At 36.8% G+C, this 17,491-nt stretch carries 9 protein-coding genes; 8 read left to right on the top strand and 1 reads right to left on the bottom strand.

The window, feature by feature from the left end:
- Positions 1-254: 254 nt before the first annotated feature.
- From BLQ00_RS05565 to polA, 3 genes are all read left to right on the top strand, one after another.
- Positions 255-2,042 (top strand): tetratricopeptide repeat-containing sensor histidine kinase, encoded by a 1,788-nt coding sequence (locus tag BLQ00_RS05565; protein WP_093141592.1) that lies wholly within the window; start codon positions 255-257, stop codon positions 2,040-2,042.
- Positions 2,043-2,128: 86 nt separating this feature from the next.
- A complete protein-coding gene (locus BLQ00_RS05560; RefSeq protein ID WP_093141589.1) occupies positions 2,129-2,842 on the top strand; it encodes a LytR/AlgR family response regulator transcription factor in 714 nt (237 codons plus the stop codon).
- Between the two features lie 221 nt (positions 2,843-3,063).
- A complete protein-coding gene (gene polA, locus BLQ00_RS05555) occupies positions 3,064-5,916 on the top strand; it encodes a DNA polymerase I (protein WP_093141586.1) in 2,853 nt (950 codons plus the stop codon).
- A gap of 410 nt (positions 5,917-6,326) precedes the next feature.
- On the opposite strand, the gene BLQ00_RS05550 is transcribed toward polA, so the two are convergent.
- Positions 6,327-9,032: a DUF5916 domain-containing protein gene (locus BLQ00_RS05550; protein ID WP_093141584.1), complete on the bottom strand. Its 2,706-nt coding sequence runs from the start codon at positions 9,030-9,032 to the stop codon at positions 6,327-6,329.
- Between the two features lie 242 nt (positions 9,033-9,274).
- Here BLQ00_RS05550 and BLQ00_RS05545 point away from each other — a divergent pair, with 242 nt between their 5' ends.
- The 5 genes from BLQ00_RS05545 (at position 9,275) to BLQ00_RS05525 (ending at position 17,456) form a co-directional block, all read left to right on the top strand.
- On the top strand, positions 9,275-10,849 hold the full coding sequence (locus BLQ00_RS05545; RefSeq protein WP_093141581.1) for a T9SS type A sorting domain-containing protein: 1,575 nt from the start codon (positions 9,275-9,277) through the stop codon (positions 10,847-10,849).
- Positions 10,850-10,892: 43 nt separating this feature from the next.
- Positions 10,893-11,951: a hypothetical protein gene (locus tag BLQ00_RS05540; protein ID WP_093141579.1), complete on the top strand. Its 1,059-nt coding sequence runs from the start codon at positions 10,893-10,895 to the stop codon at positions 11,949-11,951.
- A 5-nt stretch (positions 11,952-11,956) separates the two neighbouring features.
- Positions 11,957-12,409 (top strand): GNAT family N-acetyltransferase, encoded by a 453-nt coding sequence (locus BLQ00_RS05535; RefSeq protein ID WP_093141576.1) that lies wholly within the window; start codon positions 11,957-11,959, stop codon positions 12,407-12,409.
- 86 nt (positions 12,410-12,495) lie between these two features.
- On the top strand, positions 12,496-15,948 hold the full coding sequence (locus tag BLQ00_RS05530; RefSeq protein WP_093141574.1) for a pyruvate carboxylase: 3,453 nt from the start codon (positions 12,496-12,498) through the stop codon (positions 15,946-15,948).
- Between the two features lie 119 nt (positions 15,949-16,067).
- Positions 16,068-17,456, top strand: a complete 1,389-nt coding sequence (locus tag BLQ00_RS05525; RefSeq protein WP_093141571.1) for a hypothetical protein — start codon at positions 16,068-16,070, stop codon at positions 17,454-17,456.
- Positions 17,457-17,491 lie beyond the last annotated feature (35 nt).

The raw sequence follows: 17,491 nt of genomic DNA, 5'->3' as shown, positions 1-17,491 counted from the left end.
CAGCACTAGTAACATTATAGATCAAGATGTTAGTATAAATACCTGAAAAAAACGTGCCTTTGTAAAATTGAAGGGTACGACGAAATGCTAATTATTTGTTTTAAAAAGATAATTGAAAAACAGTATCTTAGAGTATCACTTAAGCACAGATACCTTTGAAGCAATCTGCTATTATATATTTTCCTCCCCCTCTCGGTTTGTTCAAAACTCAGAGACGATTAATAGCCTAATTGAAATTTAATAAATCGAAATACATGAGTAAAATTTTCATCGCCCAAGTATCATTACTTTTAGTTTCTTTTCTCTCTTTCGGTCAAACGAAGAATGTTCAAGCTACATTAGATACCATTGCGCTAAATACTGAAAAGCTAAATTTTCTTCAAGAAGTTGTCAATACAGAATGGCGATCTAGCCCTCAAAATCTTATTGAGTATGCTCATATTTATGATTCTATTTCAAAACTCATAGGTTCTCAAAAATATGATGCCAAATCCTTAAATATTAAAGGAATGGCGAGCTATGTTACCGAAGATTACAACGAAGCCATTTCGTATTATTTAGAATCCTTACGCATGCTAGGTTCTTCGACACTGTCTAAAGAACTTGCTCAGTTATATAGCAATCTTGCTTCTTGTTTTATCAAAACAGACGATTTTAAAAATGCCGAAAAATACTATTTACTATCAAGAGAAATTGCCTCTAATCTCAAAGATGAAAAGTGGGTAGCCAATGTAAATAATAACCTGTCTATTTTGTACATGAATTATAATTTATATCAAGAGGCAGATGAAATCCTTGAAAAAGCGATTCATTATTATCTAAAAAAGAATGATTCTATTAATGCAGGAATTGCCTATATGAATCAAGGAAATTCTAAAATTTTCAACAATGATTTCTCTGGAGCAGTTTCTTCCTATTCTCTTTCAAAACTATATGTTTCTGAAAAACAAATTCCGCTACTACACGCCGTTTCAAATACCGGAATGGGAATAGCATACACCAAGCAAAAACAATTTTCATTGGCCCTCCCTTTATTAAAAAGTGGGACGGCTATTGCCAAAAAAATAAATCATGTAGAACAACTCATTGAGTCGTATAATGCCTTTGCCGATTATTATTCAGAGAAAAATGAATTTCACGATGCTTATAAAACAGTTTTAGAGTCACAAAAGTTAAAAGATTCTGTCATAGCCGCGACACAAGACCAAAACATGGCTGAGGCACTTACGAAATACGAAACTGAAAAAAAGGACGCCCAGCTTAAAGTGCTTTCATTAGAAACCGAAAAAGCAGCTCAAGAAAAGAGACTATACCTCATGTTGGCGTTAGCTGGATTACTAGTTGCAGCCTTGGTCGGGTTCTTTCTCTATAAAAACAAAAAGAAAAATACCTTATTGGCAAAACAAAAACAATTGTTAGAAGCATCTGTTGATGAAAAAAATGTACTACTCAAAGAGACACATCATCGTGTAAAAAACAGTTTTCAAATTGTATCTTCTTTGCTCTATTTGCAATCTGAAAATATTGTGGACAAAGAAGCAAAAATAGCGATGAAAGAAGCACAAAACAGAGTGCGTTCTATGGTTTTAATTCATCAGAAATTATACAGTAAAGATCAATTAGTAGGAATTAACACTAAAGAGTATTTTACAGACTTAGCTCACGACATTTTTGAAAGTCATCAGTTTGAAGGAAAGAAAATAAACTATTCTTTAAATGTAACTCCAATAGTATTAGACATTGAAACAATCACACCTTTGGGGTTGATATTAAACGAAATGATTACCAACGTTATAAAACATGCATTTACTTCTGTTTCTGAAGAAAGTCACATGGAGATTCGCTTTTCCAAGCAAGGAAATGAGCTTCTACTCGAAGTTGAAGACAATGGAATTGGCATGCCTTCAGAAATAAAAGACAGCTCGTTTGGCATTCAGCTTATTACTGCCTTAGCGAAAAAGTTGAAAGCAAAACTGACCTTTCCGAAGAAAACAAAAGGAACCATTGCTTCACTACAAATTATACGTTTCAAGGAATTGTAATCGTTTTCACTAAATATAATTCTACTTTCACTAAATAAATGCTCCAAATCTATATGAATACCCTAATTTAGAAAAAAGAATAAAATTTGAAAGCCTTAACTATCTATATCGTAGAAGACGAGCCGCTAATAGCTGCGACCGTTGAAACAGCACTTAGAAAACAAGGTTTTAAAGTCGTTGGTGATAGCGATGAGTATGAAGAAGCCATTACCAATATTGATAAATTAAGTCCAGATCTAGTTTTGGTCGATATTCAATTGGAGGGTGTAAAAGATGGTATAGACTTGGCCAAACAATTAGATATTAGAAATATTCCATATTTATATCTTACCTCGCAAACCGACCCTGAAACTATTAAAAGAGTTAAAGAAACGCATCCTCTCGGATATATTGTAAAGCCTTTTACGGAAGCAGGTTTACGCAGTAATATTGAATTAGCTTGGCACAATTTTTCACTAACGGATGAAGATTTTATTCTTCTAAAATCTGAAGGACGGACTCATAAAATCAATCAGTCAACAATTACTCACTTAGAAGCTTTTGATAATTACTGTTATGTATTTACTACGTCAAATCAATACTTGGTACCACATACATTAAAACACACTTCGGAAAGACTCAATCTAGAAAATTTTGTGAAGACACATCGATCGTATTGGGTTAATTTAAATAGGATAACTTCTACTGAAAAAAACACGGTATATATTGGCGACATAGCCATTCCTTTGAGTTCTTCTAACAAAGAGGAGCTAATGAAAAAGCTGGAGCTACTATTATTATTCCTTTGCTTTTTGCTATAACCACCTGAAAAATATTTTATAAATCAGGCATAGTCGCATTTAACATTTGTTTTTTATATTCTGAAAATGCTGATTTCTGAAAGCTTCTTTTTACATTTGAAAATATTGTAAAGCGAACAACATATTTGTTCGAGTGCAGTCGAGAATTCACGTTGAATTCTTGCTTCAATAAGTATCTCTCGACTGCGCTCGGGGAGACAATACGTTTCAAAAAATAATCCATGTCAGACCAAAAAAGACTCTTTCTCGTTGATGCCTACGCCCTTATTTTTAGAGGCTATTACGCTTTTATTAAAAACCCCCGAATAAACTCAAAAGGCTTAGACACTTCGGCAATTTTAGGATTCACCAACTCCTTGCTAGATGTTATTAAACGAGAACGTCCCGATCATTTGGCGGTTTGTTTTGACAGAGGTGGAAGCGTGAGTAGAAACGAAATGTTTCCTGAGTACAAAGCCAATCGTGACGCGACTCCCGATGCTATAAAACTTGCCGTGCCGTATATTGAAACCATCTTAAAAGCAATGCACATTCCAATTATGGTGAAGGAAGGCTATGAAGCCGATGATGTAATTGGAACACTTGCTAAAAAAGCAGAAAAAGAAGGCTATAAAACCTTTATGGTAACTCCCGATAAGGATTTTGCACAACTGGTTTCTGAAAATATTTTTATGTACCGCCCTGTTTTTGGTGGTGGTTACGAAACTTGGGGAATCCCAGAAGTTCAGAAAAAATTTGAAGTTGAAAGTCCGTCGCAAGTCATCGACTTTCTTGGAATGATGGGCGATAGCGCCGATAACATTCCTGGATTACCAGGTGTGGGTGAAAAAACTGCGAAAAAATTTATTGCTGCCTACGGAAGCATGGAAGGTTTATTAGCCAATACCCATGAGCTGAAAGGAAAGATGAAGGAGAAAGTAGAAGCAGCAAAAGAACTCGGAATGCTTTCGAAAGAGCTCGCTAAAATTATCTTAGACGTTCCTGTCGATTTTAATGCGGAAGACTTTGAGATGTCGGAGCCTGATATTTCAGCAGTAACAGAAATTTTTCAGGAGTTAGAATTCAAACGTCTTACCGACAACTTTCTGAAGACTTTTGCTACGGAAACGTCTACAGACACAACGAACAAATCGGCTTCAACGGGAACCGAAACCCCTAAAAAAGCTGCTGCTAGTTCGGCTGGTGCGGGACAGTTCTCCTTATTTGGTGGCGACGTAAATACTTCCGAAGCAACCCAAGAATCGCAAGCATTTAGCTCTCGAAATACCATTGCCACTACCGAACATTTTTACCAAACCGTACAACCCGGAATGGGAACAAAACTGTTTGTTCAGAACTTAATGAAACAGACCAGTGTTTGTTTTGATACCGAAACTACCGGATTGAATCCGTTAACTGCCGAATTGGTCGGAATAGCATTTTCGTGGGAAGCAGGCAAAGGATTTTACATTCCGTTTCCAGAAAATAGAGACGAAGCACAAGAACTTATTGAAATTGTACGTCCGTTTTTTGAAGCTGAAACCATCGAAAAGATTGGTCAGAATTTAAAATATGATATTAAAGTACTCGCCAAATACAACATCGCCGTAAAAGGAAAATTATTTGATACGATGCTGGCACATTACCTCATCAATCCAGACATGCGTCATAATATGGATGTATTGGCCGAGGCTTATTTAAACTATACGCCTGTTTCAATTACAGAATTGATTGGTAAAAAAGGAAAAAATCAGCTTTCAATGCGCGATGTTCCTGTAAAAGACCAAACAGAATACGCGGTTGAAGATGCAGATATTACGCTTCAGTTAAAAGAACATTTTCAGAATGAATTAGGAGAAGCCAATACACAAAAATTATTCGATGAGATTGAGGTTCCGTTGTTGCGCGTGTTAGCAGCGATGGAATTGGAAGGGATTAACTTAGACATAGAATTTTTAAACAGTCTTTCTTCAAAATTAGATTCAGATATCTTAACGTTGGAAGCTGCCATTTATGAAACCGCAGGAGAAACATTCAATATTGCTTCGCCCAAACAATTGGGAGAAGTTCTGTTTGATAAAATGAAATTGGTAGACAAGCCTAAAAAAACCAAGACGGGGCAATATTCTACAGCTGAAGATGTACTTTCGTATTTGGCAAAAGACCATAAAATTATACGCGATGTATTAGAATACAGAGGGCTTGCTAAACTTAAAAGTACTTATGTAGATGCCTTGCCAACGCAAGTAGAACCTATTACGGGACGCGTGCATACCGATTATATGCAAACGGTAGCCGCTACTGGAAGATTGTCGAGTAACAATCCTAACTTACAAAACATTCCTATTCGTACCGAACGTGGACGTGAAGTGCGTAAAGCTTTTGTACCTCGCAATGAAGAGTATGTTTTATTAGCGGCAGATTATTCGCAAATAGAGCTTCGTATTATCGCTGCTTTAAGTGAGGAAGAAACCATGATTCAAGCTTTTAAAAACGGAGAAGATATTCACGCTTCTACCGCTGCTAAAGTGTTTAATGTTCCGTTGGAAGAAGTTACCCGCGAACAACGTAGCAATGCGAAAACCGTAAACTTCGGAATTATTTATGGGGTTTCTGCCTTCGGACTAAGCAATCAAACAGACCTCAGCCGAACGGAAGCAAAAGAATTGATAGATACCTATTACAAAACCTATCCGAAGCTTCGGAATTATATGAGCGAGCAAGTAGATTTTGCCCGTGACAATGGATATGTACAAACCGTATTGGGAAGACGCCGTTATTTAAATGCAATTAACGGAAGCAATGCCATTGTAAGAGGTGCCGCAGAGCGAAATGCTGTAAACGCGCCGATACAAGGAAGCGCTGCCGATATTATTAAACTTGCCATGATCAATATTTACAACAAACTTTCCGAAGGGAATTATAAGAGTAAAATGTTGTTACAAGTACATGATGAATTGGTTTTTGATATTTACAAACCCGAACTAGAAGAGCTTCAGATACTTATTAAATCTGAAATGGAAAATGCCTACACACTTTCTGTTCCTTTAGATGTAGAAATTGGATTAGGACAAAACTGGCTGGAAGCGCACTAGAATTTAATTGAAGCATCGTTTGTCAACCTATAACTTGTTTCAGGTTCGCACAATACCCATCAGATTATCAATGCAATGTGATTCCGAAATGAATTCGGAATGACGGGAAACTAAATAGCAATAAAAAAGGGTGCTTCTCTTTGCGGAGAAACACCCATTTAAAAACGCTCTACATAAACCCTGTCAAGTAGTAAAAAAAGAACGCCAAACATGTACTATAAAAAACATGCGTCTTAACCAAATTATTATGAAAAAGGGCTTACGTAATTCCTCACAAATTACATTTATTGTAAGCCTTATAACTAACCTATTTCAAATCTATACATAGAAAGAACAACTACCTAACTATTACCATTTAACAAAAGTTGTTTTCGCTTAAACACACCTCTTTTTCGACTAAAACCCTATTCTTATAACACAAATCTGTAAGTTGCTTTTACCAAAAATGTGTTTTGTGGTTTTTGTCCAAAAATCTGAGTGTCAATTATTTTCCCAAAATCATTGCTTCCGTCACCAGAACCATCAATTCCTTGAGACCACACGAAAAATATCTCTGACCCTGGAATGTATTCCCAACGCACTACTATATTAGATCTATATTGTGCTGCTGTAAAATCTGGCTTTCCGAAGGAATAATCAGTAGTGCCATCAGCATCTTCGTCTACATTATACGAGTCCTCTTGAAATGAAATTTGATTGTCGCCGAAGGTTTGAACGCGATCGTTTATATTTTTTCCTGTAGGATCTTTTACATAATTAAAGTCAGAGTAGCGTCCTCTTGCAATAAACGGCTCTCCGTAATATTGAATTGATAGATTCGGGTTTATAGTATAGTTTACTCGAAACACCGTACTAATGGTTTCAAAATCTATGTTTCCTGTAATATATCTTTTTGTGTCATTAAAATCTCGTTGTGCTACATACTGTGTTTTATGAGGTCGCGACTCGTATTTTGTCGTCATATTTAAACGCAACGAATTTAAAGGTTGGTATTGTAACCGAAGTTCATACCGCGTAAACGAATAATTTTTCTCTCTGGCTTGCCCAAATACATATCCAACCGTAGTGCTTAGTTTTTTCCGAGAATCGGTTCCTGCATACACAAAACCAAGGTTGTCTCCATTGCTTTTAAATCTTGGTCCGCCACGTAAAAAGGATTTGCTATAATTTCTTCCGTTATTTTCTGCGCCCGCTTCTACAAACCAATTGTTTTTGAGATTTACAAAAGCATTAAATTGATAATAAAAAGCGTTGAAATTTCCTTCAAAATCATACGTGGTCGATTGGTACAAAGACATGTTTGCACGACGGTACCAGCTAGTAGGTGTGTTAAAAAGTTGTATGACACTTGCATATTGTCGCACTTCATCGGCCTGACGTAAAAAGCCGATATCATTTAGTTCTAACTCTGGAGAGCGCCAGTTTCCTCCAAATTCATATTGAAAATTACCACTGCCTTTTCCAATCTCCAAGCGCCCTCCAGTACCTGTTAAAGAGGTTTTGGTCGTGTCTAACGATACGTGTCCCGCATCGGTACGTTGAAATAAGTGTACAATAGATTGTTGTGTTTCAGTGATGGCCTCTGGGCTTCCGCTTACCTTACTTAACACGGCACTCCCTTCAATATAATATTTACGTTCTTTCCAGTTATGCTTAAAATCTATTCCTCCAGTATACGCACTTTTATGTAAAAACGAAAGATTGTCTTCCAAATCACGGTTTGTGGCCGTGAAAATTCCTCCAATAAAACTATTGCGTTTATTAAAATCTTTTTGAACACGCCCCACCAAATAATTGGTTAACGGTTCTACCAATTCTTTTCGTTCCGTTCCTCGTTCAGGCAGCTCGTTTAAAACTGATTCTCGGTCGTCTAGCTCAATTTCTGAATACTCTTTTGCCGTTACACTTTCTAACACGCCAATAGACCAGCCATTTTTGGTTTTACCACTAAATTTTGCGGCTCCTAATATGGTGCTGTTGTTTGGGAAATCTTCAAACTCCCCTTTCGCATCGTCTGTAGTGGTATTTCCTTGTGGGCTTCTTCCAATACGACGAGAGAAAAATAAATTGTCCTGATTTCCCCCAAACTCATAATCGAAAATGTTTTTGTTTTCCACAAAAAACGGACGTCGTTCGTCAAAAAATATTTCAAAACCATCCAAAGCAATTGCTCCAGGGTCTGCATCTACTTGTCCGAAGTCTGGATTAATCGTTAAATCTAATGTAAGGTCGTTTGTAATTCCAATTTTCGCATCCAATCCAACAGCTCCCATGACATCATTTCCATCACGAAAAGGATTTCCTGCTTCTTGCTCGTAGGTATCTAGTTGTCCCAATGCATAGGGTTGAATTTCAATTTGCTTTTGAGGTTTTATTCCTTTAATTCCTCTAAGCTCTCCAAATTCACTTACCCAACCTGGTGCGTTTTGCACAATAGGTTGCCAAAGTGAGCGCTCTTCCCCTCTAAAATAACGTCGTGTCGATTGAATTCCCCATACCTGCTCTTCTTCATTTCCAAATCGCAACTGACTTAACGGAATGCGCATTTCTGCGACCCACCCTTCCGAAGTAATAGCCGTTTTTACATACCAAATAGGATTCCAACTTCCGTCCCAGTTATTTCCGTTTCTAGAAATAAACTCGTCTCCTTTTACGCCTGCAGCTGTGATGGTAAATGAAAACCCGGTACGATCATCATTGTAACTATCGATATTCAATTCTACCCAATCGCCTTCAAAGCCATCGCGGCGCGATAAGCGTTTTACAATTCCGTCAGGGTCTGTATCGAGACATAGAAAAGCAACATACAGATTTTTATCGTCATAGGTAATTTTCAATTTGGTTTGTTCGGTGGGTGCTGCTCCGTTATGAGGTTCATTTTGAACATAATCGCTACTCCATTCCACTACATCCCAAGCGGCATCGTCTAGTACACCGTCTATTTTTGGAGGTTCAACGCCTTCAAAAGGATGGGTTGTGTAGATTCTTTTAGCGATGGTTTGTTTTTTTTCCTTGCCTTCTGGCGAGGCAGGTTCGGAAACTTTTTCGTCTTGAGCAACGATGAATTGAAAAGAACAAAAAAGAAGAACTGTCAATAGTATACGATTATAAAACATGATGGGTTGATTGATTGATGTGTGTTAAAGACTTCTTAAAGTTGGGTCCGTGACAGTAATTTAATCTCTTTAAGACAATTTTAACATTTAAAACAGCTCCTTTTTTATGTTTTAACTATTTTGCATATTCAAAACTGTTATAAAAAAACACCCTTATTAATAAGTTTTTACTAGGTTTCTTAATTTGTAGGAATTATGTATTTTACACCCTGATAATCTATATCAGACCTCAATTAAAGAATATGAAAAGAATACTTACTCTTTTAGCAATACTACTTTCAACATACACTTACGCTCAAGACCCAAACATTCTTTGGCAGAAAACTTTTGGAGGAAGCCAAATGGAAAATTTTCACGATTTAAAGCAAACACCAGATGGAGGGTATATTTTGGGAGGTTCTTCAATCTCTGATATTTCAGGGGATAAGACTGAAAACTCAAATGGTCATTTTGATCTATGGATAATAAAAATTGATAGTAATGGAGATATTGAATGGCAAAATTCAATTGGTGGAAATGGCACTGATTCTCTTTATTCGATTGAATTGACTCCAGATGGAGGATACATTATTAGCGCAAATTCGAGTTCGGATATTTCGGGAGATAAAACTGAAGACAGAAAAGGGCCAATCGATTATTGGATCGTAAAATTGGATTCCTTAGGAAATGTGCTATGGGATAAAACTATCGGAGGTTCAGGTATTGAATGGTTTCCACAAATTAGAGTTACTACTGATGGGTATTATGTATGTGGAACCTCTGATTCAGACATTTCAGGCGACAAAACCAATAATTCATGGGGATCTGATGATTACTGGCTTCTAAAATTGGACTTTTCTGGAAACATTTTATGGCAAAATACGATTGGGGGTGATAATTCAGACTCCATAGAAGCAATGGCTAGTACCTCAGATGGAGGTTGTATCCTTGGAGGATATTCAGATTCAAATATTTCTGGAAATAAAACTGAAAACTCAAGAGGTCAATTTGATTATTGGGCGGTGAAAATAAATTCTTCAGGAGACATTGAATGGGACAAAACAATTGGGGGAAACCAAGACGACGTTTTATTTTCTATACTCCAATCATCAGACGGGGGTTATTTATTAACAGGCATATCTATTTCTGATATTTCAGGTGAAAAAACTGAAAATTCGCAAGGCAGTTCAGACTATTGGGTTGTTAAGTTGGATGCTAATGGAACAATCGAATGGCAAAATACGATAGGTGGGAATGACATTGATAATTCGTACGCCGCCCAGCAAACAACGGATGGGGGCTATTTAATAGGTGGGTTTTCAAGGTCTAACATTTCAGGAGATAAAAACGAAAATGGACATGGAAATTATGATGTTTGGATCGTGAAATTAAATAACGTAGGTATTATTGAGTGGCAAAATGGCATTGGCGGAAATGAAATTGATGGTATATTATCTATTGTACAAGCAGCTGATGGAAGTTTCGTTTTAGGTGGTAATTCGAGCTCGAATATCTCAGGCGATAAAACTGAAGACTCTCGTGGAGAACAGGATTTTTGGATACTTAAACATACTCAAACATTAGGTCTTTCAGAAAACCCATTTAATACTGCAATAACAATCTACCCCAACCCTACTAAAAACACATTACAAATCAACACTCAAGATCAAACCATAGACCAAATAAACATTTATTCAATAACGGGAAGTCGTTTATTACAATGGGAAGTTGATACCATTTCTCCAAACGTAGATGTTTCAAGTTTAGCCACAGGTGTGTATTATATCCAGTTCTATTCAGGTAAAAATGTGGCTTTAAAAAAGTTTGTGAAAGAGTAATAGTGTTTTTTAATACATATCTTTAGGCTTATTTCCTGAAGCCATGAAAAAACTTATCTCCAAAAAAAAACCTGCCTATGAAATCACCGAAAAGCTATCGGCTTACTTAACACGTCATGGACGGAACATAAAAATTCCTATTTATTATGACGATTTACTTCGGTTTCAAGGAGTTGTTTCTATTTATGATAAAGACGGAAAAGACACCCTTTGGGTAAGTGCCTATTATTCTGAATCGGAGCGGGACGAAATTGAAGTGAGTTTAAAAAGAATGTACAACATTTTACACGCAGATGGTAGCGATGTTGTGCTTCCGTACCTCTCGATTGACAGCATTGATTATTGCACTTTTGGAAACACAAAACCGTTTCGAGTGAAGGTTCGGAATATTTTAAATGACAATTATCTTTTCCTATATATAAAAAAAGCAGATGCTTCCCGAATTTATGGACTAGAACTGGAACACCTCTTATCTCCAAATCACATCAACTTTTTAGTGCACGGAAACACTGTAATTGAAGAACATATCTCTGGGATTCCAGGTGATGATTTTATCAATAAAAATTTAGATGACTGTTCAGATAGAGACAAAAAAGAAATCGCAAAGGAGTTCGTAAAATTTAACGAACGTTGTTTTGTCCGACTTCTAGGCGATATGCGTTCGTACAATTATGTGATGGTGTTAACCCACGATTTTGACCGCATACAATACCGAATTAGAGCTATCGATTTTGACCAACAAAGTTATGAAGGCAATATAAAGGTATACATGCCTCAATTTTTGAAAGAGAACAATAAACTAGTCAAAATGACTTTAAGTTCGCTCAAAGAATCCTCTATTCTACAATACAAATTAGAAGAACGGTCGTTATTAGCAAAAAGGGCTGTAAGTGAAAAAAAACGTTTGAAAGGTTTAATAAACTGCATGAAAGCAGACCAAATTTCTAGTCTCGATAAAATAAACCAATTAAAAGATCATCTTTTTGACCTTACAGGAGATGTGAATTTCAAAAAATCGTTAAATATGGGCGATATTTTACATAGTGCGTTGGATTTTATCATTCGAAATTACAAAAACGAAAACCCATACATTATAAAGTAGTAGCTATGATTACCTTAATTCGGACAAATTCAGAAGATGAGAATTTTAAAAAACTAGTGTCTAAATTAGATGAAGATTTAGCCATTAGAGACGGAGACGAACACGATTTTTACCATCAATTTAATGGATTAGACACCATAAAGCACGTTGTTGTAGCCTACAATGGTAAACTCCCTCTAGGTTGTGGCGCTATTAAAAAATACGATACTGCCGCCGCCGAAGTAAAAAGAATGTACACCGCTCCAGAAAGTAGAGGAAAAGGAATCGCCACCAAAATACTTGCCGAATTAGAACTCTGGGCAAAGGAACTATCGTTTCAAAAATGCATTCTAGAAACAGGCCTAAAACAACCAGAAGCCATACAGCTATACAAAAAAAACGGTTACAAAATCATTCCCAATTACGGGCAATATGCCGCCGCTGAAAACAGTGTTTGCTTTGAAAAAACAGTAAAATAAAATTACTTTAAAATTTGCTGTGCATGCATAGTAAATTGTATCTTTAACGAAATCACAGAATCGTTCATTCATAATTCATTAGTTTCATGGAAATCAAGAAAGTTTTAGTTGCCAATCGTGGTGAAATTGCCATTAGAGTTTTACGTGCTTGTACAGAAATCAACATTCAAACGGTGGCTATATTTACCTACGAAGACAGGTATTCGCAACACCGCTATAAAGCCGATGAAGCTTATCAAATTGGAGAAAACAATGAACCTTTAAAACCGTATTTAGACAGCGATCAGATTATTGCTTTGGCAAAATCGAAAGGTGTCGATGCCATTCACCCTGGCTATGGTTTCTTGTCTGAAAATTCTGAATTCGCCCGAAAATGTAAAGCAAACAACATTATTTTTATTGGTCCAGATCCAGAAGTGATGGATGCGTTGGGCGATAAAATAACGGCCAAGAAAATTGCTGTAAAATGTAAGGTACCTATTATTGAAAGTAACGAAAATGAACTAACATCACTTAAAGTTGCCTTAGCTGAAGCTGATAAAATTGGCTATCCGTTAATGCTGAAAGCTGCTTCTGGTGGTGGTGGACGAGGAATGCGAATTGTACGAAACCCAGAACACCTTGAATTGTATTTTGATTCGGCGCGAAACGAATCGTTGAATGCCTTTGCTGACGACACCATGTTTTTGGAGAAATATGTAGAAGACCCTAAGCATATTGAAGTTCAGATTGTAGCCGATAACCACGGAAACATCCGTCATTTATTTGAACGGGACTGCTCGGTACAACGTCGCCACCAAAAAGTGGTAGAAGTGGCGCCTTCTTTTAATGTTTCAGAAAAAGTAAAAAATGAATTATATACCTATGCGATTTCAATCGCTAAAGAAGTTAATTACAACAACGTTGGTACCGTAGAGTTTTTAGTAGATCGCGAGGACAATGTCTATTTTATTGAAGTGAACCCTCGTATTCAGGTAGAGCACACCGTGACCGAAATGGTGACCGGAATTGACCTTATTAAAACGCAGATTTTTGTTGCCGGAGGCTATAAACTTTCCGACAAACAAATAAAAATTTACGATCAAGATACATTAGCAACCTATGGTTTTGCTCTGCAATGTAGATTAACTACTGAAGATCCTGAAAACGATTTTACGCCAGACTACGGAACCATTACAACCTACCGTTCGGCTTCAGGAATGGGAATTCGACTAGACGCTGGAAGTATTTACCAATCGTATAGTGTGAGTCCGTTTTTCGATTCGATGTTGGTAAAAGTTTCTGCACATGGTAGAACCTTAGACGGAGCCGTTCGGAAAATGACGCGTGCTTTAAAAGAATTTCGTATTCGAGGAGTGAAAACCAATATCCATTTTCTTCAAAATGTGATTCAGCACGAAACCTTCAAAGAAGGGAAGGCTTCGGTTAATTTTATTCAGAATACACCCGAGTTATTCAATATTAAACTATCACAGGATCGTACTTCAAAAATAACGCAGTATTTAGGTGAGGTGATCGTAAATGGGAATCCAGACGTAAAGTTTAAGGATGACAGTAAAATTTTCCGAAGTGCAAAAATTCCAAAATTTGATAGTAATGCGCCTTACCCAAAAGGAACAAAAGACTTATTAACCGAGCTTGGACCAGAGAAATTTTGTGCGTGGTTAAAAGACGAAAAGAAAATACATTATACCGATACTACCATTCGAGATGCGCACCAATCATTGTTGGCAACACGAATGCGCTCGTACGATATGTTGAAAGTTGCTGAAAGTTATGCGAAAAATCACCCCAACACCTTTAGTATCGAAATGTGGGGAGGTGCTACTTTCGACGTAGCCTTGCGCTTTTTACATGAAAGTCCGTGGACGCGCTTACGCCAACTTCGGAAACTGATGCCTAACATCTTATTTCAGATGCTATTGCGTGGTTCCAACGGTGTAGGATACAAAGCATATCCAGACAACTTGATTGAAAAATTCATCGAAAAATCATGGGAAAACGGAATTGATATTTTCCGAATTTTCGATTCTCTAAACTGGGTAAAAGCGATGGAGCCTAGCATTAACTTCGTCCGAAACAAAACGGGGGGTATTGCAGAAGCTGCTATTAGTTACACCGGAAATATTTTAGACAAAAACGAAACCAAATACAACTTAAAATACTACACCCAACTGGCAAAAGACTTGGAGAATGCCGGCGCACACATGATTGCCATTAAAGACATGGCCGGATTGTTAAGTCCGTACGCTGCTACCGAGTTGGTAGGTGCTTTAAAAGACACGCTCAACATTCCGTTGCATTTGCATACGCACGACACTTCTTCCATTCAATCTGCCACCTATTTAAAAGCGATTGAAGCAGGAGTTGATGTGGTAGATGTTGCTTTGGGAGGTTTGTCGGGACTTACTTCGCAACCTAATTTCAATTCAATTGTAGAAATGATGAAACACCAAGAGCGTGCGCATCATTTTGACACCAATACTTTGAATCAATTTTCAAATTACTGGGAAGATGTTCGTGAATTGTACTATCCGTTTGAATCTGGTTTAAAATCGGGAACTGCAGAAGTGTATCAACATGAAATTCCGGGAGGACAATATTCAAATTTACGCCCGCAAGCAACCGCTTTAGGATTGGGTGATCGTTTTGACGAAGTGAAAAAAATGTACGGAAACGTAAATACCCTCTTCGGAAACTTAGTAAAAGTAACTCCAAGTTCTAAGGTTGTAGGCGACATGGCCATTTTCATGGTCACTAACGATTTAAGTCCGCAAGATGTGATGGAGCGCGGACAAGACATTTCGTTTCCAGAATCGGTGATAAACTTTTTCAAAGGAGATTTAGGGCAACCTTTAGGAGGCTTTCCGAAGGAGCTTCAGAAGATAATTCTGAAAAACAACGAACCGTATACCGACCGACCGAATGCACATTTAAAACCCATCGATTTTAATGCTGAATATAAAAGCTTTCAGAAGAAATTTCAGCCAGGCTTTACGCGACCTATCGAATTTGAAGATTTCTTATCCTATAGTTTATACCCAAGAGTTTTTGAAGACGCGCACCAAAAACACAATTTATATGGAAATGTAGCGATTTTACCGACCGAGAATTTTTTCTACGGAATGAAGGTAGGGCAAGAAGTACTGATCGATTTAGAACCAGGAAAAACGATCATTGTAAAACTGCTGTCTATTGGTAATGCCAATGATGAAGGAGTGCGAATTGTATTTTTCAAAGTAAATGGAGAAAACAGATTGGTGGAAGTGCTAGACAAATCGCTAAACATTAAAAAGATAGAAAACCTAAAAGCAGATGTTTCAGATGCAAGTCAGATGGGTGCTCCGTTACAAGGTATGTTATATAAGGTGTTGGTGAAAAAAGGGCAAGAAATAAAAAAGAACGATCCGTTGTTTATTATTGAAGCGATGAAAATGGAAACTACGGTTACCGCAACCAAAGCAGGAAAAGTAAAGTCGATTACGCTGAAGCCGGGTACGATGGTGTTTAAAAATGATTTGGTAGTGACTGTGGAGTAATACCTTTTTTACAACATATTTTACACTAAAGAGTTATATTTTTGAATGATTCAATTGGTATTTCATTTTTTGTTAGAACTGAATGAAATACTTTTTGTAGTTTTCAAAAAAAACACCCCATGAAAAAAATATACATTCTATTATTTGTCTTTTGTACCGTGATTTTCACCCAATCTTGTAGCTCATCAGACACTGGAGAGCCTATAGAAGAAACAAATGATGATGACGTGGATCCGACTGATGATGAGATTCCAATTCCAGAGTCGTGGCAAAAAACGATTGGTGGGAGTGGCGAAGACGCATTGTTTCCTAGCATTAAAACTTCAGATAATGGATACCTTATTGGAGGAACATCAGATTCTAATATATCTGGTGATAAAGAAGAAAACACTAAAGGCATGGGAGATTATTGGGTCGTGAAATTAGATGCTTCAGGTGTTATTGAATGGCAAAAAACCATAGGCGGATCTGATCAAGATTTTTTATATGCAATTAAAGAAACATTAGATGGGGGGTATATTTTAGGCGGATTCTCAGTATCAAACCTATCTGGTGATAAAACTGAAAATTCAAATGGAGGTCGAGATTATTGGGTCGTGAAATTAACAAATAATGGAATTATAGAATGGCAGAATACGATTGGAGGTAGCGATAGCGATATTTTAAGTTCAATTGTAGTTTCTAATGATGGTGGTTTTTTATTAAGTGGATTTTCCTCTTCAAATATTTCTGGTGACAAAACTGAAAACTCAAGAGGTCGATCAGATTATTGGATCGTAAAAATTGACAGTTCTGGAAATGTAGAGTGGGATAAAACCATTGGAGGTAGTAGTATAGATTCAGGTTCTGCAGCAATTTCGACGAATGACGGTGGTTATATAATTGGAGGGAACTCTGGTTCTGGTATTAGTGGAGATAAAACTGAAGCTGGCTTAGGCCTTTTTGATTATTGGATTGTAAAAATAAATTCTCAAGGAGATATAATTTGGCAAAAAACGATTGGCGGGGCCAATGATGATATATTAAATACAATATGCAAGACTAGTGACAATGGTTTTATTTTAGGAGGTCATTCAGCTTCAGATATTTCAGAAACTAAAAGTGAGAACGCAATTGGAATTACTGATTATTGGATTTTAAAACTAAACAACTCGGGTGTTATTGAATGGGACAATACTATTGGCGGTTCTCAATCTGATGAACTCTGGTCAGTTTCAGAAACTATAGATCAAGGGTTCATTATTGGTGGTAATTCAAATTCTAATATATCGGGAGATAAAACTGAAAACAGTAAAGGAGGATTAGACTATTGGGTATTAAAACTAACTGCTTCTGGAAATATTGATTGGCAAAATACAATTGGAGGAGAAAATGAAGAACTTTTAAGAAGTATTATAGAAATAAGTGAAGGAGACTACTTTTTAGCAGGAACCTCTTCTTCTAATATATCTGGAGATAAAACTGAAGACTCACGAGGAGGCAATGACTTTTGGGTTGTAAAACTATAAAATGTATTATTTACTCTAAATAGCTATTTTTGGAC

Origin of the sequence: Ulvibacter litoralis (assembly GCF_900102055.1) — a bacterium.
Classification (GTDB): Bacteria; Bacteroidota; Bacteroidia; order Flavobacteriales; family Flavobacteriaceae; genus Ulvibacter; species Ulvibacter litoralis.
The sequence above is the reverse complement of the archived record's forward strand: the minus strand, read 5'-3'. Positions and strand labels throughout refer to the sequence as shown.

Coding starts and splice junctions, on each gene's coding strand:
- BLQ00_RS05565 (WP_093141592.1), top strand. CDS start 255: ATGAGTAAAATTTTCATCGCCCAAGTATCATTACTTTTAGTTTCTTTT.
- polA (WP_093141586.1), top strand. CDS start 3,064: ATGTCAGACCAAAAAAGACTCTTTCTCGTTGATGCCTACGCCCTTATT.
- BLQ00_RS05550 (WP_093141584.1), bottom strand. CDS start 9,032: ATGTTTTATAATCGTATACTATTGACAGTTCTTCTTTTTTGTTCTTTT.
- BLQ00_RS05545 (WP_093141581.1), top strand. CDS start 9,275: ATGAAAAGAATACTTACTCTTTTAGCAATACTACTTTCAACATACACT.
- BLQ00_RS05540 (WP_093141579.1), top strand. CDS start 10,893: ATGAAAAAACTTATCTCCAAAAAAAAACCTGCCTATGAAATCACCGAA.
- BLQ00_RS05535 (WP_093141576.1), top strand. CDS start 11,957: ATGATTACCTTAATTCGGACAAATTCAGAAGATGAGAATTTTAAAAAA.
- BLQ00_RS05530 (WP_093141574.1), top strand. CDS start 12,496: ATGGAAATCAAGAAAGTTTTAGTTGCCAATCGTGGTGAAATTGCCATT.
- BLQ00_RS05525 (WP_093141571.1), top strand. CDS start 16,068: ATGAAAAAAATATACATTCTATTATTTGTCTTTTGTACCGTGATTTTC.